Source organism: Streptomyces sp. RB17 (assembly GCF_009604455.1).
In the GTDB taxonomy this organism is placed as follows: Bacteria; Actinomycetota; Actinomycetes; order Streptomycetales; family Streptomycetaceae; genus Streptomyces.
Window position 1 is genome coordinate 598,391 of record NZ_WEGL01000003.1, and the last position, 22,460, is coordinate 620,850.

General features: G+C 71.4%; 23 protein-coding genes and 1 tRNA gene. 6 read left to right on the forward strand and 18 right to left on the reverse strand.

Features of this window, described 5'->3' with window-relative positions:
• Window positions 1–121 precede the first annotated feature (121 nt).
• The 3 genes from guaB to SRB17_RS16360 all read right to left on the reverse strand — a co-directional run bounded on the left by guaB (window position 122) and on the right by SRB17_RS16360 (window position 4,336).
• On the reverse strand, window positions 122–1,627 hold the full coding sequence (guaB, locus tag SRB17_RS16350; protein ID WP_153539202.1) for an IMP dehydrogenase: 1,506 nt from the start codon (window positions 1,625–1,627) through the stop codon (window positions 122–124).
• Window positions 1,628–1,791: 164 nt separating this feature from the next.
• The gene (locus tag SRB17_RS16355) at window positions 1,792–2,379 is read right to left on the reverse strand and encodes a sigma-70 family RNA polymerase sigma factor (protein WP_030641278.1); all 588 of its coding nucleotides are present in this window, start codon (window positions 2,377–2,379) and stop codon (window positions 1,792–1,794) included.
• A 1,345-nt stretch (window positions 2,380–3,724) separates the two neighbouring features.
• Complete coding sequence (locus SRB17_RS16360) at window positions 3,725–4,336, reverse strand: response regulator transcription factor (protein ID WP_003948568.1); 612 nt, start codon at window positions 4,334–4,336, stop codon at window positions 3,725–3,727.
• Window positions 4,337–4,716: 380 nt separating this feature from the next.
• On the opposite strand from SRB17_RS16360, the gene SRB17_RS16365 reads away from it, so the two are divergent.
• Complete coding sequence (locus SRB17_RS16365; RefSeq protein WP_153539204.1) at window positions 4,717–5,046, forward strand: WhiB family transcriptional regulator; 330 nt, start codon at window positions 4,717–4,719, stop codon at window positions 5,044–5,046.
• A 107-nt stretch (window positions 5,047–5,153) separates the two neighbouring features.
• Here SRB17_RS16365 and SRB17_RS16370 read toward each other — a convergent pair whose 3' ends face one another.
• Entirely contained in the window at window positions 5,154–6,065 is a 912-nt protein-coding gene (locus tag SRB17_RS16370; protein ID WP_323375673.1) for a LysR family transcriptional regulator, read from the reverse strand.
• Between the two features lie 80 nt (window positions 6,066–6,145).
• Between SRB17_RS16370 and SRB17_RS16375 the strand changes: the two genes are divergently transcribed.
• The 3 genes from SRB17_RS16375 to SRB17_RS16385 all read left to right on the forward strand — a co-directional run bounded on the left by SRB17_RS16375 (window position 6,146) and on the right by SRB17_RS16385 (window position 8,574).
• The gene (locus tag SRB17_RS16375; protein ID WP_153539206.1) at window positions 6,146–6,814 is read left to right on the forward strand and encodes an MOSC domain-containing protein; all 669 of its coding nucleotides are present in this window, start codon (window positions 6,146–6,148) and stop codon (window positions 6,812–6,814) included.
• A 201-nt stretch (window positions 6,815–7,015) separates the two neighbouring features.
• Complete coding sequence (locus SRB17_RS16380; protein ID WP_153539208.1) at window positions 7,016–7,789, forward strand: SDR family NAD(P)-dependent oxidoreductase; 774 nt, start codon at window positions 7,016–7,018, stop codon at window positions 7,787–7,789.
• 77 nt (window positions 7,790–7,866) lie between these two features.
• On the forward strand, window positions 7,867–8,574 hold the full coding sequence (locus SRB17_RS16385; protein WP_153539210.1) for an ester cyclase: 708 nt from the start codon (window positions 7,867–7,869) through the stop codon (window positions 8,572–8,574).
• A gap of 88 nt (window positions 8,575–8,662) precedes the next feature.
• Here the strand turns inward: SRB17_RS16385 and groL are convergent, their stop codons facing one another.
• From groL to SRB17_RS16405, 4 genes are all read right to left on the reverse strand, one after another.
• The gene (groL, locus tag SRB17_RS16390) at window positions 8,663–10,288 is read right to left on the reverse strand and encodes a chaperonin GroEL (RefSeq protein WP_153539212.1); all 1,626 of its coding nucleotides are present in this window, start codon (window positions 10,286–10,288) and stop codon (window positions 8,663–8,665) included.
• Window positions 10,289–10,409: 121 nt separating this feature from the next.
• Entirely contained in the window at window positions 10,410–10,718 is a 309-nt protein-coding gene (groES, locus tag SRB17_RS16395; RefSeq protein ID WP_020132158.1) for a co-chaperone GroES, read from the reverse strand.
• 237 nt (window positions 10,719–10,955) lie between these two features.
• Window positions 10,956–11,747, reverse strand: a complete 792-nt coding sequence (locus SRB17_RS16400) for a polysaccharide deacetylase family protein (RefSeq protein ID WP_194294044.1) — start codon at window positions 11,745–11,747, stop codon at window positions 10,956–10,958.
• A gap of 65 nt (window positions 11,748–11,812) precedes the next feature.
• A complete protein-coding gene (locus SRB17_RS16405; RefSeq protein ID WP_153539214.1) occupies window positions 11,813–12,796 on the reverse strand; it encodes a polysaccharide deacetylase family protein in 984 nt (327 codons plus the stop codon).
• Window positions 12,797–12,886: 90 nt separating this feature from the next.
• Here SRB17_RS16405 and SRB17_RS16410 point away from each other — a divergent pair, with 90 nt between their 5' ends.
• Window positions 12,887–14,122, forward strand: a complete 1,236-nt coding sequence (locus SRB17_RS16410; RefSeq protein WP_323375675.1) for a THUMP-like domain-containing protein — start codon at window positions 12,887–12,889, stop codon at window positions 14,120–14,122.
• A 62-nt stretch (window positions 14,123–14,184) separates the two neighbouring features.
• Here SRB17_RS16410 and SRB17_RS16415 read toward each other — a convergent pair whose 3' ends face one another.
• The 6 genes from SRB17_RS16415 to SRB17_RS16440 all read right to left on the reverse strand — a co-directional run bounded on the left by SRB17_RS16415 (window position 14,185) and on the right by SRB17_RS16440 (window position 19,339).
• Window positions 14,185–15,462: an RNA polymerase sigma factor gene (locus SRB17_RS16415; protein ID WP_323375677.1), complete on the reverse strand. Its 1,278-nt coding sequence runs from the start codon at window positions 15,460–15,462 to the stop codon at window positions 14,185–14,187.
• Between the two features lie 45 nt (window positions 15,463–15,507).
• Window positions 15,508–15,864: a YciI family protein gene (locus tag SRB17_RS16420; RefSeq protein ID WP_153539218.1), complete on the reverse strand. Its 357-nt coding sequence runs from the start codon at window positions 15,862–15,864 to the stop codon at window positions 15,508–15,510.
• 110 nt (window positions 15,865–15,974) lie between these two features.
• Window positions 15,975–16,271, reverse strand: coding sequence for an integrin alpha (locus SRB17_RS16425; protein WP_267133434.1), 297 nt, complete (start codon window positions 16,269–16,271; stop codon window positions 15,975–15,977).
• Window positions 16,272–16,346: 75 nt separating this feature from the next.
• Window positions 16,347–17,069, reverse strand: a complete 723-nt coding sequence (locus tag SRB17_RS48495; RefSeq protein WP_153539220.1) for an FG-GAP repeat domain-containing protein — start codon at window positions 17,067–17,069, stop codon at window positions 16,347–16,349.
• A complete protein-coding gene (locus tag SRB17_RS16435) occupies window positions 17,051–18,106 on the reverse strand; it encodes an LCP family protein (protein ID WP_153539830.1) in 1,056 nt (351 codons plus the stop codon). The genes SRB17_RS48495 and SRB17_RS16435 overlap by 19 nt, the downstream gene beginning before the upstream one ends.
• 201 nt (window positions 18,107–18,307) lie before the next feature.
• On the reverse strand, window positions 18,308–19,339 hold the full coding sequence (locus SRB17_RS16440) for a LacI family DNA-binding transcriptional regulator (protein ID WP_153539222.1): 1,032 nt from the start codon (window positions 19,337–19,339) through the stop codon (window positions 18,308–18,310).
• A gap of 267 nt (window positions 19,340–19,606) precedes the next feature.
• Here SRB17_RS16440 and SRB17_RS16445 point away from each other — a divergent pair, with 267 nt between their 5' ends.
• Window positions 19,607–20,455, forward strand: a complete 849-nt coding sequence (locus SRB17_RS16445; protein ID WP_194294029.1) for a hypothetical protein — start codon at window positions 19,607–19,609, stop codon at window positions 20,453–20,455.
• A gap of 40 nt (window positions 20,456–20,495) precedes the next feature.
• Here SRB17_RS16445 and SRB17_RS16450 read toward each other — a convergent pair.
• From SRB17_RS16450 to rimI, 4 genes are all read right to left on the reverse strand, one after another.
• Window positions 20,496–20,568: transfer RNA gene (locus SRB17_RS16450), tRNA-Arg, on the reverse strand.
• 66 nt (window positions 20,569–20,634) lie between these two features.
• Window positions 20,635–20,898, reverse strand: coding sequence for a hypothetical protein (locus SRB17_RS16455; protein ID WP_323375679.1), 264 nt, complete (start codon window positions 20,896–20,898; stop codon window positions 20,635–20,637).
• Entirely contained in the window at window positions 20,895–21,983 is a 1,089-nt protein-coding gene (tsaD, locus tag SRB17_RS16460) for a tRNA (adenosine(37)-N6)-threonylcarbamoyltransferase complex transferase subunit TsaD (protein WP_153539226.1), read from the reverse strand. Before tsaD ends, SRB17_RS16455 begins: the two co-directional genes overlap by 4 nt.
• Window positions 21,976–22,449 (reverse strand): ribosomal protein S18-alanine N-acetyltransferase, encoded by a 474-nt coding sequence (rimI, locus tag SRB17_RS16465; RefSeq protein WP_153539834.1) that lies wholly within the window; start codon window positions 22,447–22,449, stop codon window positions 21,976–21,978. Before rimI ends, tsaD begins: the two co-directional genes overlap by 8 nt.
• Window positions 22,450–22,460: the final 11 nt, after the last annotated feature.

The window sequence follows — 22,460 nt, forward strand, 5'->3', positions numbered from 1 at the left end:
TGCAGCGCCTTCCAGTATCGCCGACGGGTACGACAGAAGCCCTCCGCAGGTACGACAACGGCGGCCCCGGGGATTCCGGAGCCGCCGTCGATGTCCGTCACGCGCGCGTGGGGACGCCGTTTCAGCCCTGACCGCTGTAGTTCGGCGCCTCGACCGTCATCTGGATGTCGTGCGGGTGGCTCTCCTTCAGGCCCGCCGACGTGATCCGTACGAAGCGGCCCTTGGACTCCATCTCCTCGATCGTGGCGGCGCCGACGTAGCCCATGGTCTGGCGCAGGCCGCCGACGAGCTGGTGCAGGACGTTGGCGAGCGGGCCGCGGTAGGGCACCTGGCCCTCGACGCCCTCCGGCACGAGCTTCTCGTCGGCGGTCACGTCGGCCTGGAAGTAGCGGTCCTTCGAGTACGACCTGCCCTGGCCGCGGGACTGCATGGCGCCCAGCGAACCCATGCCGCGGTACGACTTGAACTGCTTGCCGTTGATGAAGAGCAGCTCGCCCGGCGACTCCTCGCAGCCGGCGAGGAGGCTGCCCAGCATCACCGTGTCGGCGCCGGCGGCCAGCGCCTTGCCGATGTCACCGGAGTACTGCAGGCCGCCGTCGCCGATCAGCGGGATACCGGCGGGACGGGCCGCGAGGGATGCCTCGTAGATGGCGGTGACCTGCGGGACGCCGATGCCGGCGACCACGCGGGTGGTGCAGATGGAGCCCGGGCCCACGCCCACCTTGATGCCGTCCACACCCGCGTCGATCAGCGCCTGGGCGCCGTCGCGGGTGGCGACGTTGCCGCCGATCACATCGACGGACACGCTGGACTTGATCTTCGACATCCAGCTCAGCGCGTTGCTGTTGTGGCCGTGCGAGGTGTCCACGACCAGGAAGTCCACACCGGCCTCGGCGAGCGCCTGGGCACGCTCCAGCGCCTCCGGGCTGGCGCCGACCGCGGCGCCGACGAGCAGCCGGCCCTCGGCGTCCTTGGCGGCGTTGGGGTACTGCTCGGCCTTGACGAAGTCCTTGACCGTGATCAGGCCCTTCAGGACGCCCTCGTCGTCGACCAGCGGCAGCTTCTCGATCTTGTGCTTGCGCAGCAGCTCCATGGCCTCCGGGCCGGAGATGCCGACCTTGCCGGTGACCAGCGGCATCGGGGTCATGACCTCGTGCACGCGGCGGCTGCGGTCGCTCTCGAAGGCCATGTCGCGGTTGGTCACGATGCCGAGCAGCTTGCCGGCCGGATCGGTGACCGGAACACCGCTGATGCGGAACTTCGCGCACAGGGCGTCCGCCTCGCCGAGCGTCGCCTCTGGATGCACCGTGATCGGGTCGGTGACCATCCCGGACTCCGACCGCTTCACCAGGTCGACCTGGTTGACCTGGTCCTCGACGGACAGGTTGCGGTGCAGCACGCCGACACCGCCGAGCCGGGCCATCGCGATCGCCATGCGGGACTCGGTCACCTTGTCCATCGCCGCCGACAGCAGCGGGATGTTCACCCGGACGTTGCGGGAGATGCGGGACGAGGTGTCGACCGCGTTGGGGAGCACCTCGGATGCACCCGGCAGCAGCAGCACGTCGTCGTAGGTCAGCCCGAGTGTCGCGAACTTACCGGGCACTCCGTCGACGTTTGCAGTCATGACACCTTCCCCAAATGGCCTTGATCGGTGCGGATGTCCATGCTAACGGGAAGCATCGCTAGCAAATTCCACGGTACGGGGTGACTTCAGGCTTCGTATGTTCGTACGGAAGCGGAAGCATGCCTGTTCAACAAAGGGAGCTGCGGAGGCTCCGGACAAGGGTGTTACTGCTCGGCGAGCGCGCGCAGGCGGCTCAACGCCCGGTGCTGGGCGACCCGGACCGCGCCGGGTGACATTCCCAACATCTGCCCCGTCTCCTCCGCGGTCAAGCCCACGGCGATGCGCAGCAGGAGCAGTTCGCGCTGGTTCTCGGGCAGGTTGGCCAGCAGCTTCTTGGCCCACTCGGCGTCGCTGCTGAGCAGGGCGCGCTCCTCGGGGCCGAGGGAGTCGTCCGGCCGCTCGGGCATCTCGTCGGACGGCACCGCGGTCGACCCGGGGTGGCGCATCGCGGCCCGCTGCAGGTCGGCGACCTTGTGGGAGGCGATGGCGAAGACGAACGCCTCGAAGGGGCGGCCGGTGTCGCGGTAGCGGGGCAGCGCCAGCAGGACCGCGACGCAGACCTCCTGGGCGAGGTCCTCGACGAAGTGACGCGCGTCGCCGGGCAGCCGGGACAGCCGGGTCCGGCAGTAGCGCAGCGCCAGCGGGTGGACATGGGCGAGCAGATCGTGCGTGGCCTGCTCGTCCCCGTCGACGGCGCGATGGACGAGCGCACCGATCGCCCCATGGGCCGTGCCCGCCTCGTCGTCGCGCATCGGTCCATCGTGCCTTGTGGCCGTCCGGTCCGTCGCATTGTGCTCGTGGTTGTGCACCGAAGCGTTATGAGCAGGCGCGCCGGCACTCATCTCCTGCGCCCTCCCCTTCCGCTCGACCGACTCGTCCCCGAGAGACTCCACACCTCAAGGATGCGGCATCCGCGCCGAAACGAGCAGCGCGCGTCCGGCGGGCCGCCTTGCGCACCACCCGCCCACCCGCCCCGTGGAGTCGTAGGCGGGGGACGCCCCGCACCTCCCCGGGCGCCGCCGACCACGGCCGACGACGACGTGGACCTCCACTCGCACACCCGGCCGGCCACCCGGCCGACCGCCTGCCGCGCGGCTCCCCGAATGTGACCGGGTCCACCCCGCGACCACACCTCACGGCCCTCTCCACGGCCAACCGGAACCCCCGCCAGGGCATGTCACCCCACCTCCCCGACTCCTCGAACAGCCCGGGACACGCGGGTACGACACCGGCTCCGCCGACGGTCGGCCGTCCGCACCACGCATGACGCTCGCATGGGCGATCGTGCTCCGCGTGGGAGCCCCGTCCCGCATGGGCTGCTCGTCCGCACACGCGTGGGCGCCAGGCCCCCGCAGGGCGGTAATCCATGCCACGCACCGCAGGGCTGGGCGCGCCGCACCGGTACGGCAGCTGAGCCGAGGAGCGCTGCCGCCCACCCACGCAGCGGCGATCGCCCACACCACGCACCGGCGGGCGCCCATGTGTCCCGCATGCGCGACCGGACCATGCCACCGCCACGCACCACAGGATCGGGCGCGCCACGCCCGTACGGCAGCAGAACCGAGGAGTGCCGCCACCCATGCCACACACCGGCGGCCGTCCACATCCCGCATGGGATCGGTCCATGCCACCGACACCACGCACCGCAGGGCCCAGCAGAACGCGCCCGTACGGCGGCGGTGCCGCAGGGCGGCTCCGTGCACGCGTGCGTGCCGCACGTCCACGTCCCGCATGCGGGTCGGTCCATGCCACCGCCACGCGCCGCAAGGCCGGGCAGAACACACCCGTACGGCGGCGGTGCCGCAGGGCGGCTCCGTGCACGCGTGCGTGCCGCGAGGGCGCGCCGATGCGGCCCGGGGCCGATCGCACCGCCGAAGAGCGCGGTGGTCCGGCGCCGGGCAGGGCCAGGGCACGGTCCTCCGGCGCCTGAGCGCGGCGCGGTGCCGTACATGCGTCGCGTTCGGGTCGGCGGTCGGACCGGGGGCTCCCCGAGGGCCCGGTGACGCATCCCGCTGCCGCCAGGGAGGCGACACGCGTCCGGCTCCATGAGTCGCGCCCGGCGCCGGGCCGGCCCCGCCCCGCAGGGCTGGGCACGGTCTACCGGACCAGTCCCCAGCGGAAGCCGAGCGCCACCGCGTGGGCCCGGTCCGAGGCACCGAGCTTCTTGAACAGGCGCCGCGCGTGCGTCTTGACGGTGTCCTCGGAGAGGAAGAGCTCGCGGCCGATCTCGGCGTTGGAACGGCCGTGGCTCATGCCCTCCAGGACCTGGATCTCGCGCGCGGTGAGCGTGGGCGCGGCGCCCATCTCGGCCGAGCGGAGCCGACGCGGGGCCAGTCGCCAGGTCGGGTCGGCGAGGGCCTGCGTCACCGTCGCGCGCAGCTCCGCGCGCGAGGCGTCCTTGTGCAGGTAGCCCCGGGCGCCGGCGGCGACCGCGAGGGCCACGCCGTCCAGGTCCTCGGCGACCGTGAGCATGATGATCCGCGCGCCGGGGTCGGCGGACAGCAGCCGGCGCACGGTTTCCACGCCGCCCAGGCCGGGCATGCGCACGTCCATCAGGATGAGGTCGGAGCGGTCGGCGCCCCAGCGGCGGAGGACTTCCTCGCCGTTGGCCGCCGTCGTCACACGCTCGACACCGGGCACGGTCGCGACCGCGCGGCGGAGCGCTTCTCGGGCAAGCGGGGAGTCGTCGCAGACGAGGACGGATGTCATGACCGCCCTCCGCAGCTGATGCGCGTCACCTTGAGCCTCCAGGCTGGTACGGAATCGTCACCTGTGCGGTCGACCGTCTCGGACGCCTGCCCGAGCGCTTCTGTTTTCAACCGCCTCCGCACTCTCAACGACGGTCACTCGAAAGAGTTACGGGGCTACGTGCCGTCTTCGGCACTCTACGTGAGGGCCTCGACACGGTGCAGACATGAACAACGGACCCACAAGTTTTCATCACAACTATGCCCCTTTTGGCCGCTTTTCTTCCCGTTTCGAGGTGTCCGAGGCTAGATTCGCAATGAGTCATATTTTCATCTCCTTAGACCGGAGATGTACGGTCGTTGGCACCGTATCCGCTCAGAACGGCTACAAGGGGTCACGTAATGGCAGATTTCTCCCGCCTTCCCGGACCGAACGCGGACCTGTGGGACTGGCAGCTGCTGGCTGCCTGCCGCGGCGTGGACAGCTCGCTCTTCTTCCACCCCGAGGGCGAGCGCGGGGCGGCTCGGAGCGCTCGCGAGAACTCGGCCAAGGAGGTCTGCATGAGGTGCCCGGTCCGCGCGGAGTGCGCGGCGCACGCGCTGGCGGTGCGCGAGCCGTACGGCGTCTGGGGCGGCCTGACCGAGGACGAGCGCGAGGAGTTGATGGGGCGCGCGCGCAACCGCCTGGTGACCGCTTCGGCCACCGGAGCGGACACCGCCCCGAACCACTGAAGGAACGTTTCAGCATCAAGAGCCCGCTGGGCGCGCTCCACCCACCAGGGCACGCCGCTTCACCACGCGCGTGCCCTTGACTCTGCCGGCGCCCGGCCCCGGGGCGCCTATTCGCGGGCCTGGCCGCGCCCCGTCGCTCGGGCCAGCTGCTCCAGCGTCGCCGCCACGGCCGGCACCTGGGCCAGGTCGGGCAGGGTGAGGGCGACGATCTCGCGCCGTACCGCCGGTTCCAGCCGTACCGTGCGCACGCCCCTGGGCCGTACCGACTCCACCGCCAGCTGGGGCAGGACGGCGACGCCCAGGCCCGCGCCGACCAGGCCGACCACCGCCGGATAGTCGTCCGTGGCGAAGTCGATGCGCGGGGTGAAACCGGCCCCCTCGCACACCTCGACCAGCTGGCCGCGGCAGCGCGGGCAGCCCGCGATCCAGGGCTCCTGGGCCAGCTCGCCGATGGCGACGCTCTCCGCGCGCGCGAGGCGGTGCCGCTCGGGCACCAGCGCCACCAGGCGGTCCGTCAGCACGGGTCGTACGACCAGGTCGTCCCAGTCCTCGGCGACGGCCGCCCCCTCGTAGCGGAAGGCCAGGGCCAGGTCGCAGTCACCCTCGCGGAGCAGCTCGACGGACCTCGGCGGCTCGGCCTCCTCCAGGGAGACGCGGGTGCCGGGGTGGGCGGCGCGCAGGGCGGCCAGGGCGGTGGGGACCAGGGTGGAGCTGCCGCTGGGGAAGGAAACCAGCCGGACCCGGCCGGCCCGCAGGCCCGCGATGGCGGCGACCTCCTCCTCGGCCGCGGTGAGCCCCGCGAGGATGCCGGAGGCGTGCCTGACGAGGGCCTCCCCGGCCTGGGTCAGCCGCATCTCGCGGCCGCTGCGGACCAGCAGCGGGGTGCCGACCGAGGTCTCCAGGGCCTTCATCTGCTGGCTGACGGCGGGCTGGGTGCAGCCGAGTTCGCGCCCCGCCGCCGAGAAGGAACCGGTGGCGGCGACGGCACGCAGGACGCGAAGATGACGGGCCTCTATCACCCTTCGAGCATAAGGGTAACTTGGGGATGAGGCGTGATATTCGCTCGACGCTTTGAGGTGGGGTCGCGTAGCGTGCGCTCATGAAGCTTCTCTCGGTCAATCTGGGCCGTCCGCAGCCGGTGCCGTACACGGACCAGGCGGAGGGCGTGACGGGCATCGACAAGAAGCCGGCCGACGGGCCGGTGCGGGTGGCGGCGCCGGGTCCCAAGGGGGTCGGCGGGAGCGGGCTGGCCGGGGACGCGGTGTGCGAGCTGCGCCATCACGGCGGGGACGACCAGGCGGTGTACGCGTTCGCGCGCGAGGATCTCGACGACTGGGAGCGCGAACTCGGACGGTCGCTGGCCAACGGATGTTTCGGGGAGAACCTGACGACGGACGGTCTGGACGTCTCCGGGGCGCTGATCGGCGAGCGCTGGCGGATCGGTTCCGGGGTGGTCCTGGAGGTGACCTCGGGTCGTATCCCGTGCCGTACGTTCCAGGGCCATATGGGCGAGCGCGGCTGGGTCAAGAGGTTCACACAGAAGGGCGCAACGGGTGCCTACCTCCGGGTGATCGAACCGGGTGAGATACGGGCGGGCAACCCGATCGAGATCGTGCACCGGCCGGGCCACGGGGTGACGGCGGCGATGCAGTTCCGCGCGGTCACCACCGAGCGGGAGCTGCTGCCGCGGGTGCTCGCGGCGGGCGAGGCGCTGCACCCGGAGACGCTGAAGAAGGCTCGCACCTACGTGTCCGGGCAGGAGGGCTGAGGGGCGGTCGGCCTCGCGCAGGGCGGAACGCCCGCCGGCCGGGTGGACCCGGGCGGCAGTGCGGGGCACACGCCGCGCCGGCGCACCCCCGCCAGGGCCCCCCACACGCCACCCCACGGGCCACCGCCCGGGACCGGCACCGGCCAACTCCCGTGGCCGAGGGGAGCGGACGCGCTCGCTCCGGGTCAATACCCTTGGGCCATGACAACGGCTCTGATTACGGGATCGACCGCGGGGATCGGTGCCGCGTTCGCGCGGCGGCTGGCGGCTGACGGGCACAACCTCGTCCTGGTGGCGCGGGACGCCGGACGGCTGCGCGAACAGGCGACCGAACTGCACGACCGGCACGGCATCGAGGTGGAGGTGCTGAGCGCCGACCTGTCCGAGGACAAGGGCATCGAGACGGTGGCCGACCGCCTCGGCGACCGGAAGAACCCGGTCGACCTGCTGATCAACAACGCCGGGTTCGGCAACAAGGGCCGCTATCTCGACGTGCCCATGGCCGACGAGCTGAGGATGCTCAAGGTGCACTGCGAGGCGGTGCTCCGGCTGACCTCGGCGGCGACCGGGGCGATGCGCGAGCGGGGCAGGGGCGGAGTGGTCAATGTCGCCTCGGTGGCGGCCTTCGTCCCGCGGGGCACCTACGGCGCTTCCAAGGCGTGGGTCGTGCAGTTCACCCAGGGCGCGGCGAAGGACCTCGCCGGCAGCGGCGTCCGCCTGATGGCCCTGTGCCCCGGTTTCGTGCGCACCGAGTTCCACCAGCGGGCCGGGATGGGCACGGACAACATCCCCGGCTGGATGTGGCTGGACGCCGACAAACTGGTCGCGGCGGCCCTCGCCGACCTGGCCCGCGGCAAGTCCCTGTCCATCCCCGACCCCCGCTACAAGGCGCTGATGGGCCTGGTGAAGGTCACCCCGCGGGGGCTGCTGGGCGGCATCACGTCGAAGACGGGGCGGAAGTACGGGCCGCGGTAGCGGACAGGTGGCGCTGCCGTCCCGGTGCGAAAATGAGCGTGACACAGACCGGGCCAGGGGGGCCGGGAGGCGGCGTCATGACCTTCGTACAGCTCATCGAGTGCAGGACCAGTCGGCTGGACGAGATGAACCGGCTCATGGACGACTGGGTCGCGCAGACCAAGGGGAAGCGGACGGCGACGCACGCCCTGGTCGGCAAGGACCGTTCGGACGCGTCGCACATCGTCGAAATGGTGGAGTTCCCGTCGTACGAGGAGGCGATGCGGAACTCGCATCTCCCGGAGACCGACAAGATCTTCCAGGGGATGGTCGCCCTCTGCGACGAGACGCCGACGTTCATCGATCTGGACGTCGTACGGGACGAGCGGCTGGCCGAGGACACGGTGCGGCGGTTCTTCGCGGCGCTGCAGACCTCCGGTGAACTGCCGCCACTCAACGACCTGCTGGACGAGGACATCCACAGCCACGATCCGGTGAACCCCCAGGACACCATCGGGCTGGACAACGCCCGCAGCGAGTTCCGGATGTGGCGCGGGGGCTTCGGCTTCACGTTCACGCTCGAGGACGTGCTCACCCAGGGCGACCGGGCCTGCGCACGGTGGACCTGGAACGCCACGCACAACGGCGACTTTCTCGGCATCCCGCCCACCGGGAGGCAGGTCACCATGACCGGGTTGACCCTGTTCCGCCTCACGGACGACGGCAAGATCGCCGAGATGTGGTGGCAGCACGACCAGCTGGGGCTGATGCAACAGCTGGGTGCGCTGGACGAGTTGGAGCAGTAGGGGCACCACGTCCCGCACAGACCACGTCCCGCACAGGGCGAAGGCCCGGCACCGCGAGGGTGCCGGGCCTTCGTCAGGAGCACTTGGCTCAGTGGGCGTGGCCGTGGCCGTGGCCCGCGGCGGCCGGCTCTTCCTCTTCCTTCTTCTCGACGACCAGGGTCTCGGTCGTGAGCAGCAGGGAGGCGATGGAGGCTGCGTTCTCCAGGGCGGAGCGGGTGACCTTGACCGGGTCGATGACGCCGGCCTTGATCAGGTCGCCGTACTCGCCGGTGGCGGCGTTGTAGCCCTGCCCCTGCTCCAGGTCCTTGACCTTGGAGACGATGACGTAGCCCTCCTGGCCGGCGTTCTCGCCGATCCAGCGCAGCGGCTCGACCACGGCGTTGCGGACGACCGCGACACCGGTGGCCTCGTCGCCGGCCTTGTCGAGGTTGCCCTCGAGGACCTTGGAGGCGTGCACCAGGGCGGAGCCACCACCGGAGACGATGCCCTCCTCGACCGCGGCGCGGGTCGCGGAGATGGCGTCCTCCAGACGGTGCTTCTTCTCCTTCAGCTCCACCTCGGTGGCGGCGCCGACCTTGATCACGCACACGCCGCCGGCCAGCTTCGCGAGGCGCTCCTGGAGCTTCTCGCGGTCCCAGTCGGAGTCGGTGTTCTCGATCTCGGCCTTGATCTGCGCGACCCGGCCGGTCAGCTCCTCCTGCTTGCCGGCACCCTCGACGATCGTGGTGTCGTCCTTGGTGACGGTGACGCGGCGGGCGGAGCCGAGCACGTCGATGCCGACCTGGTCGAGCTTGAGGCCGACCTCCTCGGAGATGACCGTGGCGCCGGTGAGGATCGCCATGTCCTGCAGCATCGCCTTGCGGCGGTCGCCGAAGCCGGGGGCCTTCACCGCGACGGCGTTGAAGGTGCCGCGGATCTTGTTGACGACCAGGGTCGACAGGGCCTCGCCCTCGACGTCCTCGGCGATGATCAGCAGCGGCTTGGAGGCGCCGGCCTGGATGACCTTCTCCAGCAGCGGCAGCAGGTCCTGGATGGAGCTGATCTTGCCCTGGTTGATGAGGATGTACGGGTCGTCGAGGACGGCCTCCATGCGCTCCTGGTCCGTCACGAAGTACGGCGACAGGTAGCCCTTGTCGAAGGCCATGCCCTCGGTGAAGTCCAGCTCCAGACCGAAGGTGTTGGACTCCTCGACGGTGATGACACCGTCCTTGCCGACCTTGTCCATCGCCTCGGCGATGAGCTCGCCGACCTGCTGGTCCTGGGCGGACAGCGCGGCCACGGCGGCGATGTCGGACTTCTCGTCGATCGGACGGGCGGAGGCCAGGAGGGCCTCGGAGACGGCGGCGACGGCCGCGTCGATGCCCTTCTTCAGGGCGGCCGGGGAGGCACCGGCGGCGACGTTCTTCAGACCCTCGCGGACCAGGGCCTGGGCCAGCACGGTGGCGGTGGTGGTGCCGTCACCCGCGATGTCGTTGGTCTTGGTCGCCACCTCCTTCACCAGCTGCGCGCCGAGGTTCTCGTACGGGTCCTCGATCTCGACCTCGCGGGCGATCGTGACACCGTCGTTGGTGATGGTGGGGGCGCCGAACTTCTTGTCGATGACGACGTTGCGGCCCTTGGGGCCGATCGTCACCTTCACCGTGTCGGCCAGCTTGTTGACGCCGCGCTCAAGGGCGCGACGGGCGTCCTCGTCGAACTTCAGAATCTTCGCCATGACAGCGGAAGCCCTCTCGGAAATCTGTGGGAGTAAAGACAACTGCGCCCCGGGCGCCCGGCTTCGTTATCGGTCGCGGGGGCCAGGGGCGCAGCTCAAGAGCAAAATGTGCTCGAGGTGATTACTTCTCGATGATCGCGAGCACGTCGCGCGCCGAGAGGACGAGGTACTCCTCGCCGTTGTACTTCACCTCGGTGCCGCCGTACTTGCTGTAGAGGACGACATCGCCGACCTTGACGTCGAGCGGAAGGCGCTCGCCGTTCTCGAAGCGGCCCGGGCCCACGGCGAGGACGGCGCCCTCCTGGGGCTTCTCCTTCGCGGTGTCCGGGATGACCAGGCCAGAGGCGGTGGTCTGCTCGGCGTCGAGCGGCTGGACCACGATGCGGTCCTCGAGCGGCTTGATGGCAACCTTGGAGCTGGTGGTCGTCACGATCCGACCTCCCCCTTCGGAGATCTCACGGGGTTATCTGTCTGAGGTGGCGACCAGGTCGATCCGTCGTCGCGGGTGCCGGACCTGCCCGTCGCTTTGTTGGCACTCTCACGCGTCGAGTGCCAGAGCCGAGACTATGACCGCGATTAGCACTCGGTCAAGCGGAGTGCCAATGCCGTGCGGCGCGTCGCGGATACCGGCCCGGCAGTCCCCCTGTGCGCGGTCACCTGAAACCCCCTACAGGTAGTCCTCCAGCCGCCCCACCGTCAGTCCCCTCTGCTGAACCCTCCGCAGTACCTGCGCCGTGCGTTCCCGAAGGCTCGGGCCCGTCGTCTCGTCCGGGCCGACCAGGATGATGTCGCCGGGGCGGAGGTGGTGCTCGCCGTGGGTGTAGACGAGGTCGGCCGGGGTCATCGCGGCGCGCCAGAGGACGATCGTGGCGATGCCGCAGTGGGCCGCCGCGCGCAGGGTGGTGGGGTCGTACGAGCCGTACGGCGGGCGGAAGAGGCGGGGGTGGACGCCCAGGCGGGAGCGGAGGCGGTTCTGCTGGCCGCAGATCTCGGCGCGCTGTCCGGCGTACGGCAGGCCGGAGAGCGCGCGGTGGTCGAGGGTGTGGTTCTGGATGCCGGCGCCGAGCCCGTGCAGGCGGGCGAAGTGGCCGTAGTCGGGGCCGACGATGCTGTCGGTGAGGAACATGCTGACCGGCAGCCGGAGTTCGCGGACCATGTCGACGAAGCGGGGGTCCTTCTCGGCGCCGTCGTCGTAGGTGAGGAACACGACCCGGTCGTGTGTGGGGACGTGGTCCACGACGCGGGGCAGGGCCCGGCCCCCGGCCTGCGGGGAGAGGGCGAGGGGGTCGGCGGGGTGCAGGGGCGGGCGGGCGAGGGGCTCGGTCAGGCCCCAGCGGCGGTAGGCCTGGTCGGGGCCGGGTCCGTGCGGGTGCACTTCCTCGGCGGCCTTTCTGCCGAGGCGTTCGATGGGGTCGACGGACTGGGCGCAGCCGGTGAGGAGGAGGACCGAGGCGAGCAGCGCGACGGAGTACCGGCCGGGGCGGCGCCGCCCGGATCCCGCTCTTCGGTGCCCCGCGGCCCGCCTCACAGGTAGTCCTCCAGGCGGGCGACGGCGTAGCCCTCGCGCGTGACCTTGTCCAGGAAGCGGCGCATGTCGTCGACCATCGTGCCGTTCCAGTCGGAGCGGCCGCGGAAGTGGGTGAGGACGATGTCGCCGCGGTGGAGCTTCTGGTCGTCCTCGCGGTACTCCCAGTGGTCGACGTAGACCTCCTCGTTCCAGATCGGCGCGTACCTGATGCCGCAGGACCTGGCGGCGCGCAGGGTGTCCTGGTTGTAGTTGCCGTAAGGAGGGCGGAAGACCGTCGGGCGCCTGCCGAACTGCTTCTCCATGATGTCCTGCATGTCGCAGATCTCGGTCTTCTGCTGCTCGTAGGACAGACCCGGCAGGTACGGGTGGTGCAGGGTGTGGTTGTTGAGGGTGTGGCCGTAGGACTGCATCGTCCGGAAGTAGCCGTAGTCGTCCTTGACCAGGTAGTTGCTGAGGAACGCGGTGTACGGGATCTTCAGGTCCTGCATCATCCGCAGGAACTCCGGGTCCTTCTCCGAGCCGTCGTCGATGGTGAGGAAGACGATCTTCTGCTCGGTGGGGATCGTGGTGAAGACCGGCGGCAGGTCCCAGTCCTCCTGGTGCTTCACCTCGAAGCCGGCCCGCGCGGTGATCTCCGGTTTCCGCTCGGGGGGCGGGGGCGGCGTCAGCGGGACCTGCGCCAGCCGCCAGCGTCTGGCCGCGGCGACCAGGCGGGCGTGTTCGGCGGCCTGGCGGGCCTGGGGAGTCAGGCCCTGTGCGGGACCACCCTGTCCGGAATCGCGGCGGCTCGCGTCGGGGCCGGCATGGTGGGACGCGGGGCGGGGCGCGCCGGGGCCGGCCTGGCTGGACGGGTGCCGGGACGCGTCGGGCCCGGCGCAGCCGGCCAGAACGGCGCAACAGGCCAGCGCGGCGGCTCCGCGGCCGAGGGCCAGACACCCACGACCGGCCTGTTTTTTATCGTTTTGTCCGACTGCTCGCATGATGTCGGATCCTCCCAGGCCCCGCCCCGGAACCCGGGGCGACACCGCCACCGGGGGCGAACCATCCACCGACTGGCCGACAATGACCCGGTGAACGACCTCGCTCTCCTCCTCACCCCCGAAGGCCGCGCCCTCCTCGACGAGGTCCGCGACACCGCCCCGGCCGACGAACTCGCCGTCGCCACCCGGCTGCGCCGCGACCACCCCGCCGAGCTGGTGTCGGCCGCGCTCGGCCAGGCCCGGCTGCGGCAGCGCGCGGTGGCGAAGTTCGGGGCGGCGGACGCGGGGCGGATGTTCTTCACGCCGAACGGGGTCGAGCAGTCGACGCGGACGAGCATCGCCGCCTACCGGGCCGAGCGGTTCAGGAACCTCGGCGTGACCTCGGTCGCCGACCTGTGCTGCGGGATCGGCGGCGACGCGATCGCGTTCGCGCGGGCGGGGATCCGGGTGCTCGCCGTGGACCGGGATCCGGTGACCGCCGCCGTGGCACGGGCGAACGCCGAGGTGCTGGGACTGGGCGAGCTGATCGAGGTGCGCGAGGCGGACGTCACGCAGGTGGACACGGGCGGGTACGACGCCGTGTTCGTGGACCCCGCCCGGCGGGGCGGGCGATCAGGAGGGGCCGCGCGACGGGGGTCCCCCCAGGCTTTCGGCACGGGCGGGCGGATCTTCGACCCGGAGGCGTACTCCCCACCCCTTTCCTGGGCGATCGAGGCCGCCCGCACCGCACCCAGCGCGGCGCTGAAGGTGGCGCCCGGCATTCCGCACGAGGCCGTGCCCGCCGACGCCGAGGCCGAGTGGATCTCGGACGGCGGGGACGTCAAGGAGGCGGTGGTGTGGTTCGGCACCGAGCCGGGCCTGGTCCGCGCCACCCTGCTGCCCGGCCCGCGCACCCTCCTCGGCAAGGGGCTGCCCGACCCACAGGTCCGGCCGGTGGGGCGCTATCTGTACGAGCCCGACGGCGCCGTCATCCGCGCCCATCTGGTCGCCGAGGCGGCCGAGCAGCTGGACGGCGGCCTGATCGACCCCACCATCGCCTATGTCACCGCCGACGACCTGCGCCCCACCGGGTACGCCTCCGCCTACGAGATCACCGACCGGCTCCCGTTCAACGTCAAGAAGTTGAAGGCCCTGCTGCGGGAGCGCGAGGTCGGCACGCTGACCGTGAAGAAGCGCGGGTCGGCCGTCGAGCCGGAGGAACTGCGCAGGAAGGTCAAGCCGCAGGGGCCGAACGCGGCGACCGTGTTCCTCACCCGGGTCGCGGGGGCGCCGGCCATGCTGATCGGGGCCCCCGCGACACCGCCCGCGGCTACTGCGCAGCCGTAGCGCGCAGCGCGCCCAGGGCAGTGGCGACGCCGGTTGCGTGGCAGCCGCGCACCTGTGAACCGTCATTCATCAGCAAGGGAATGCAGTTTCGAGAGCAACAGCTGCCGCTCGCGTGCGTTGCGCGTGAGCGCCACCGCCCGCTCGAGCTCCGCCCGTGCCTCCGCCGTACGGCCGAGGCGGGCCAGGAGGTCGCCGCGGACGCTGGGCAGCAGGTGGTAGTCGCGCAGGGCGGGTTCGGCGGTCAGGGCGTCCACCAGCTTCAGGGCCTCGGCCGGACCGTCGGCCATCGACACCGCGACCGCGCGGTTCAGCTCGACCACCGGGGACGGGGCGCGGGCCGCCAGCAGGCCGTACAGGGTGGCGATGGCACGCCAGTCGGTCTCCTCGTAGTGGTAGGCGTGCGCGTGGCACGCGGCGATGGCCGCCTGGAGGGCGTACGGGCCCGGGGCGCCGCTCGCCGTGGCACCGGCCCGGTCGAGGGCGCGGATGCCGCGGGCGATGAGCATGCGGTTCCAGCGGCGGCGGTTCTGGTCCTTCAGCAGCACCGGCTCGCCGTCCGGGTCGGTGCGGGCGGCCGTGCGGGACGCCTGGAACTCCAGCAGCGCGGTCAGGCCGTGCACCTCCGGTTCCTTGGGCATCAGCGCGGACAGCACGCGGGCCAGGCGCAGCGCGTCCTCGCACAGGCCGGGGCGCAGCAGGTCGTCGCCGGCGGTCGCCGCGTACCCCTCGTTGAAGATCAGGTAGATGACGTCAAGGACGGAGCCGAGGCGGGCCTCGCGGTCGGGGCCGTAGGGCACCTCGAAGGCCACGTTCTGCTTCGCCAGGGTGCGCTTGGCGCGGACGATGCGCTGGGCGATCGTCGGCTCCGGGACGAGGTGGGCGCGGGCGATCTCGGCCGTGCTCAGGCCGCCGACCAGGCGCAGGGTGAGCGCGATGCGGGCCTCGCGCGACAGCACCGGGTGGCAGGCGGTGAACACCAGCCGGAGCAGGTCGTCGTCGATGTCGTCCGGGTCGGTGGGCTCGTCGTACGAGACGGGGGCCGACTGCGAGAGATCCCTGCCGATCTCCTGCAGCTTGCGGGCGTAGGTCTCGCGGCGCCGGATCAGATCGACGGCGCGGTGCCGGGCGGTGGCCATGAGCCAGGCCCCGGGGTTGCCGGGCACGCCGTCGCGCGGCCATTGCTCCAGGGCGGCGACCAGCGCGTCCTGCGCCAGCTCCTCGGCGAGGCCGACGTCCCGGACGATCCGGGCGACGCCGGCGATGACGCGGGGCGACTCCAGGCGGAAGACGGTCTCGATCGCGTGCGCCGCCGTGGGCGCCGTGGTGGGCTGTGGTTCCACAACCCACCATGCAACACCCCCGGGCGCCCCGGGGCCAGGTACGGCTCAGCCCTCGGCGATCTCCCGCACCTCACAGGTCACGGTCCAGAAGTCCTCGTGGACCTGCAGGAACCGCTTGGCCCACTCCAGGGCCTCGGCCTTGTCCTTGCACTGCATGATCGCGTAGCCGCCGACGGCCTCCTTGGTCTCGGTGAACGGCCCGTCGGTGACGGAGATCTTGCCGCCCTCCCAGCGCACCCTGGCGCCCTGGGCGGTCGGGGTGAGCCCGGCGGTGTCGAGCATGACGCCGGCCTTGGTGACCTCCTCGATCAGCTCGCCCATCCGCTGCATCAGCTCGGGACTGGGGCCCTCGGCGGGGACGGAGGACTCGTCGATGCGCACGAGCGACAGGTAGCGGGGCATGGTGGCTCCTTCGGTCGGGCGGCGGGGCCTCTCCCCGCCACTCACCCATGCGTCGAACGGGAGACACCCGGATCGACACGCTCAGCGGAAATTCTTTCCGCCATCCGTGATCACTTCAGCTCGAAACCGAATCCGGCCTTCACGTACGGCGCCCCGACCGCCCTCGGCCCGATGACCAGGGCCGCGTCCGTGACCAGGCCGGCCGGGCGTCCGCGCAGCACCCAGACCGCGCCGTCGCCGCCGTCCTCACCGGTGGCCGAGGAGGCCAGGTCGGCGTACCCGTTGCCGCTGCCGGTCAGCCCGGAACGACTGCCGCGCAGCACGTCGACCACCCCCTCGGACCTGTTCTCACCGGGCGCGCCGATCGCCACGTCGTCGATGCCGTCGCCGTTGACGTCGCCGAGCACGGCGCTGTCGCCCGTCGTGTGCCAGTCGGCGGGCTGCGCGAGGCCGGCGGGGCCGCTCCCGTAGAGGCCGAGCCGTCATGGATGTCGATGTACTGGAGGTGCTCGGGGTCGAGCGGGGTCCGGGACACCGGGGTGCCGGTGCGCGTGAGCGGGCCCTTCCAGAGGGCGGCGGTGATGCCGTGTGGGTCGTCGCCGGGGGCGAAGCCGGTGCGGAACACGGCGAGGTCGAGGCGCCCGTCGCCGTCGAAGTCGCCGGTCTGGGTGTCGGTGGCGGCGATCGGCGCGCCGCCGGACAGGCCGTGCGGGCCGCCCCCACACCACGACCGCGTCGGCGGACGCCGAGCCGGTGCCGACGACGAGGTCCGCGTAGCCGTCGCCGTCCAGGTCGCCCTTGGACAGCTGGAGGCCGAACCTCTGTCCCGCGGCCGGGCTGCCGGGTATGGCGCCCGTGGCCCGGCTGAGGATCGTGCGCCGGCCGGTGGACAGGCCGTGCGGGCCGCCATGCATGACGGTGACGCAGCCCGCCGCGGACCGGCCGTCGATCGTGCCGTTCGGGGCGGCGACGGCCAGGTCGGGGTATCCGTCGCCGTTGAAGTCGTCCCGGACGGGCGCGACCGTCTTCGAGGCGTACGCGGTCGGACCGCGAGCCCGAGGGCGGTGAGGGCCAGGGGCAGCGCCCAGCGGGCGGGTGAACGCAAGCAGAACACCGGAAGGCTCCCTGTCGTACGGCGACCCGGTCACCGCAGCGGACCCGTGGGACACCGGCAGGGTCGTACGGGTCAGCGCAGGGAGGCCCACAGGTCGCTCGCCGCCGGTTCTTTCGCGATCACCCGGTTGTGGTCGGAGGGGGCGGTGACGACCGGCATCATGACCGTCCTCACATGGTCGGCGGTCAGGTCCTTCAGGCTCTGGCCGAGCCGCATCAGCTCGCCCAGGGAGTCCAGGCCGGTGTCGGTGGTGAGGCTCGCGGTGACCGCGTCGGCGACCCGGTACAGCCTGGCCGGGTCGGTGAGCAGGTTCGTGGCGGCCATCTGCTCCAGCAGGGCCTTGACCAGCATCTGCTGCAGCCCTATGCGGCCGAGGTCGCTGCCGTCGCCTATGCCGTGCCGGGTGCGGGCGAGCGCGAGGGCCTGCTTGCCGTCGAGGTGGTGGAGGCCGGCCTTCAGGTGCAGATGACTCATGTCGTCGTCGATGTCCTGCGTGGTGGTCACGTCGACCCCGCCGAGCGCGTCGACCAGCCTGGCGAAGCCGGAGAAGTCGATCTCGACGTAGTGGTCCATGCGGACGTCCGTGATCGACTCGACGGTCTTCACCGCGCACACCGGCCCGCCCACCGCGTAGGCGCTGTTGAACATCGCGCCGTAGGCCACCGCCGAGGAGCCGCCGGAGGCGAGCGGGCAGGACGGGCGGGTGACGAGGGTGTCGCGCGGGATGCTGACGACGGTGGCCCTCGTACGCCCCGCGTCGATGTGCACCACCATCGCCGTGTCCGAGCGGGCACCGGAACTGTCGCCGCCGCCGAGCTCCTTGTTGGCCTTGCCGCTGCGCGAGTCCGAGCCGAGGACCAGGATGTTCAGGGAGCCGGTCGGCAGCGGGGAGGCGGCGGCCGAGGCGCTCGCGGACGGGGTGGTCACCGCACGGGCGGGCCGGTCGTCACCGAGCGCGCTGTTGATGTCGACGCTTTTGATGTTGTGGTTCAGATGCCAGTACGCCCAGCCCACCGCAGCCGAACCCAGCACCAGGGCGCCCGCCAGAGTGAGGCCGACGATCTTCAGCGCTCCCGACCGCCGGCCCACTTGTCTACCCGCTTCGCCGTGCTCCTCGTGGTGCTCCATGTGTCGCGTCACGCCAGGAACGTAAGTCCGAATTATTAGGGGACTGTTAGCGGAAGCGGTGAGATTCGGTTTTCTTCGGATTTTCTCATCCCAGCGTCACCGTGGGTACCGGATTGCCGCCGCTCCAGGCCGCGTTGACACCGAACGTCACCGAACCACCGCCCGGCACCGGCCCGTTGTACGGGGCTTTCGGCCACCGCGTCACACGGCCGCGGGCGCCGCCGTGCTGCTGCGGACGACGAGGCTGGTCGCCAGCTCCACCCGGGTCGCCGCCCGCTCCTCCTGCTCGCGGCCCAGCTCCAGCACCAGGCGGGCCGCGGCCTCGGCCATCTCGGTGAGCGGCTGCCGTACGGTCGTCAGCGGCGGGCCGACCCAGCGGGCCACCGGCAGATCGTCGAAGCCGACCACGCTGAGGTCCTCCGGGATGCGCAGGCCCAGCTCACGGGCGGCCTCGTACAGGCCGAGCGCCTGCAGGTCGTTGCCCGCGAAGACGGCCGTCGGCCGGTCGGGGCGGCGCAGCAGCGTCAGGCCCAGCCGGTAGCCGGCGTCGTGGTGGAAGTCGCCGACCACGATCAGCGAGGGGTCGACGGGCAGGCCGGCCGTCTCCAGGGCGGCGCGGTAGCCGTCGACCCGGGCCCGGCTGCACATCATCCGGGACGGCCCGCTGATCGCACCGATCCGGGTGTGGCCGAGCTCGACCAGATGGCGGGTGGCGGCGAGCCCGCCCTGCCAGTTGGTGGCGCCGATGGACGGCACGTCGGGGCCCGGGTCGCCGGCCGGGTCCATCACCACGAACGGGATGGAGCGGCTGGTCAGCAGGGCCCGCTGGGACTCGTCGAGCCCGGAGAGCACCAGCACCACACCGTGCGGGCGGCGCGCGGCCACCTGGTCGGCCCAGGTCCGTCCCGGGGTGAGCCGGCCGGCCGACTCCGACAGCACCACGCTCAGCCCGGCGTCCCGGGCCACGTTCTCCACGCCCCGGATGACCTCCATCGCCCAGGCACTCTCCAGCTCGTGGAAGACCAGGTCGATCAGCGGGGAGCGGGAGGCCTCGGCGCGGCGGCGCCGGTAGCCGTGGACGCGCAGCAGCTCCTCGACCCGGGTGCGGGTCGCGGGGGCTACATCGGCGCGGCCGTTGAGCACCTTCGAAACAGTCGGAGCCGACACCCCGGCCTCACGGGCGATCTCGGCGAGGGTCGCCGTCTGCGGTTCTGCGGGCTTCGAAGGCTTCATGCCCGCGATCGTAACGCCGCGGGCCCACCGTGACGAAGGCCTGCGGACTTCCTCAGGTTTCCCGGAACATTCGGTAACTGGGTCGAAATATTCGGGAGACCGGAGTTGAGTCGGATTGGGCCCCCAGCGCGAACCCTGGCAAAAAGCAAGCCCTGTGCGGCGCGTGTTCAGGATGCGTTCAGGTTGCCCTTGGAAGGGTCGATGATCACCTGACACCCCCTCACAGGAGCAACCTTGACGACGTCTTCGGCGAGCACGAAATCCGTCATGAAGAAGCTGCCCGAGGTCACCCTCGCGTTCTGGATCATGAAGATCGCGGCGACGACCCTGGGCGAGACCGCGGGAGACCTGTTCTCCCAGACGCTCAAGCTCGGCTACTTCCTCACCACCATCGCCCTGTTCCTCGTCTTCGTGGTGACACTGGTGATCCAGCTGCGCGCGTCCCGCTACAACCCGTTCTTCTACTGGACGGTGATCCTGTCGACCTCCATGGCCGGCACCACGATGTCCGACTTCATGAACCGGGACGCCAGCGCGAAGTACCTCTCGGACGGCGCGACCAGGCTGGGCTGGGGTCCGCAGGGACTGGGCCTCGGCTACCCGGAGGGCGCCGCGATCCTGATCTCCATCCTGCTGCTGATCTTCCTCGGCTGGAAGCTGAGCGGGATGACCTTCCAGATCACCGAGATCGTCACCTTCCGGGGCGAGGCCCTGTTCTGGTCGGCGATCCTGGTCTCCAACACCCTCGGCACCTCGATGGGCGACTTCCTGTCCGACAGCTCGGGCCTGGGCTATCTGGGCGGTGCGGCCCTGGTGACCGGCCTGCTGCTCGTCCTGGTCGCCCTGATGAGGGTCCCCGCCGTGCCGAACGTCCTGCTCTTCTGGATCGCGTTCGTGCTGACGCGTCCGCTGGGCGCCACGGCCGGCGACCTCCTGACCAAGCCGGTCGCCAAGGGCGGTCTGAACCTGGGGACCGCCGGATCCTCGGCGGTGCTGCTCGCGGTGCTGTTCGGCCTGATGGCGTACGCCCATCTGAAGGAGCGGCGGGCCACAGCACCGGCGTTCGCGGACGGTGAGACGGAGGCGGTCCGGCGGGAGGAGGCCGGGCGCAGGTGACACGAAACCCCGCCCCGGATGTCCCGGGGCGGGGTTTCTGTGGAGCGCCGGGCAGGCCTTGCACCTGCATCTCCCCGCAGGAAGCGGGACGTCTTTCCTTGGACCACCAACGCACTGCGTTCGCACCGTTTTCCGGCCGTTCGCTGTGTGATGATCATAGCCCAGTCCGGCCGGACATCTCAACTCCAGTCGTCGGCCACCGACTCGAACCGCCACCGGTGCACCGCCCGGGTCACCAACTCGGGCTCGGGTTCGGGAAGTTCGGGGATCCCGGCGTCGTACGGCGCGTCCCACCAGGTGATGACCAGCACCCGGTCCCCGGGCGCGCGCAGGGTCTCCCGGCGCAACGGCTCCGGGGCCAGCGGCTGTTCCCGCACCCAGGCCAGCAGTTCCCCGCCCCGGCCCGCGACGGCCCGGGCCTCCCACATCAGCGCGACGGTCACGAGTACAGGTTCTCCTTGCTGACCTCGTGCACATGGTCGTGGTTGCCCGGGACGTGCGCGTCCGTGACCGGCAGGGAGGAGTCGGCCGACAGGTCCAGGCCGGAGGTGGCCCGGCCCCGGGCGACCATCTCGGCGCCGAGCGCGGCCACCATCGCGCCGTTGTCCGTGCACAGCTTGGGGCGGGGGACGCGGAGGCGGATGCCGGCCTTCTCACAGCGCTCCTGGGCGAGTGCGCGCAGCCGGGAGTTGGCCGCGACACCGCCGCCGATCATCAGGTGGTCGACGCCCTCGTCCTTGCAGGCGCGGACGGCCTTGCGGGTCAGGACGTCGACGACGGCCTCCTGGAAGGAGGCGGCCACATCGCGGACCGGGACCTCCTCGCCGGCCGCGCGCCTGGCCTCGATCCAGCGGGCCACGGCAGTCTTCAGACCGGAGAAGGAGAAGTCGTACGCCGGGTCGCGGGGGCCGGTCAGGCCTCGCGGGAAGGCGATCGCCTCCGGGTCGCCCTCGCGCGCGTAGCGGTCGATGACCGGGCCGCCCGGGAAGCCCAGGTTCAGCACGCGGGCAATCTTGTCGAAGGCCTCGCCGGCCGCGTCGTCGATGGTCGAGCCCATCGGGCGGACGTCGGAGGTGATGTCGGAGGACAGCAGCAGCGAGGAGTGGCCGCCGGAGACCAGCAGGGCCATCGTCGGCTCGGGCAGCGGGCCGTGCTCCAGCTGGTCGACGCAGATGTGCGAGGCGAGGTGGTTGACGCCGTACAGGGGCTTGCCGAGGGCGTAGGCGTACGCCTTGGCCGCCGAGACGCCGACGAGCAGGGCGCCCGCGAGACCGGGCCCCGCGGTCACGGCGATGCCGTCGAGGTCCCTGGCGGAGACACCGGCCTCCTTCAGCGCCCGGTCGATGGTCGGCACCATCGCCTCCAGATGGGCGCGGGACGCCACCTCGGGGACGACACCGCCGAAGCGGGCGTGCTCGTCGACGCTGGAGGCGACGGCGTCCGCCAGCAGGGTGGTGCCGCGGACGATGCCGACGCCGGTCTCGTCGCAGGAGGTCTCGATGCCGAGGACGAGGGGTTCGTCAGTCATGGGTCTCGGTTTCTCGTACTGAAGCGGAAGGGTCGCTCAGGCGCATGACCAGGGCGTCCACGTTGCCCGGCTGGTAGTAACCGCGCCGGAAGCCGATCGGCTCGAAGCCGAAGCGCTCGTAGAGCTTCTGCGCGCGGACGTTGTCCACCCGGCATTCGAGCATCACCTCGTGGCACTCGAAGGCGGTCGCCGCGCGCAGCAGCTCGGTGAGCAGACGGGCGCCGAGGCCGGTGCCCTGGTGGTCGCGGGCCACCGCGATGGTCTGGACGTCGCCCTGCTCGCCGGCGGCGACCAGTCCGGCGTAGCCGACGATACGGCCGTCGGTCTCGGCCACGAGATAGCGCCGGGTCGCCTCGGCGCCCCGGGCGTGGGCCAGCTCGGACCAGAACATGCCCCGGGACCAGGTGTCCTCGGGGAACAGGTCCTTCTCCAGCTCCAGGACCGGGTCGATGTCCCACCAGCGCATCTCGCGCAGTC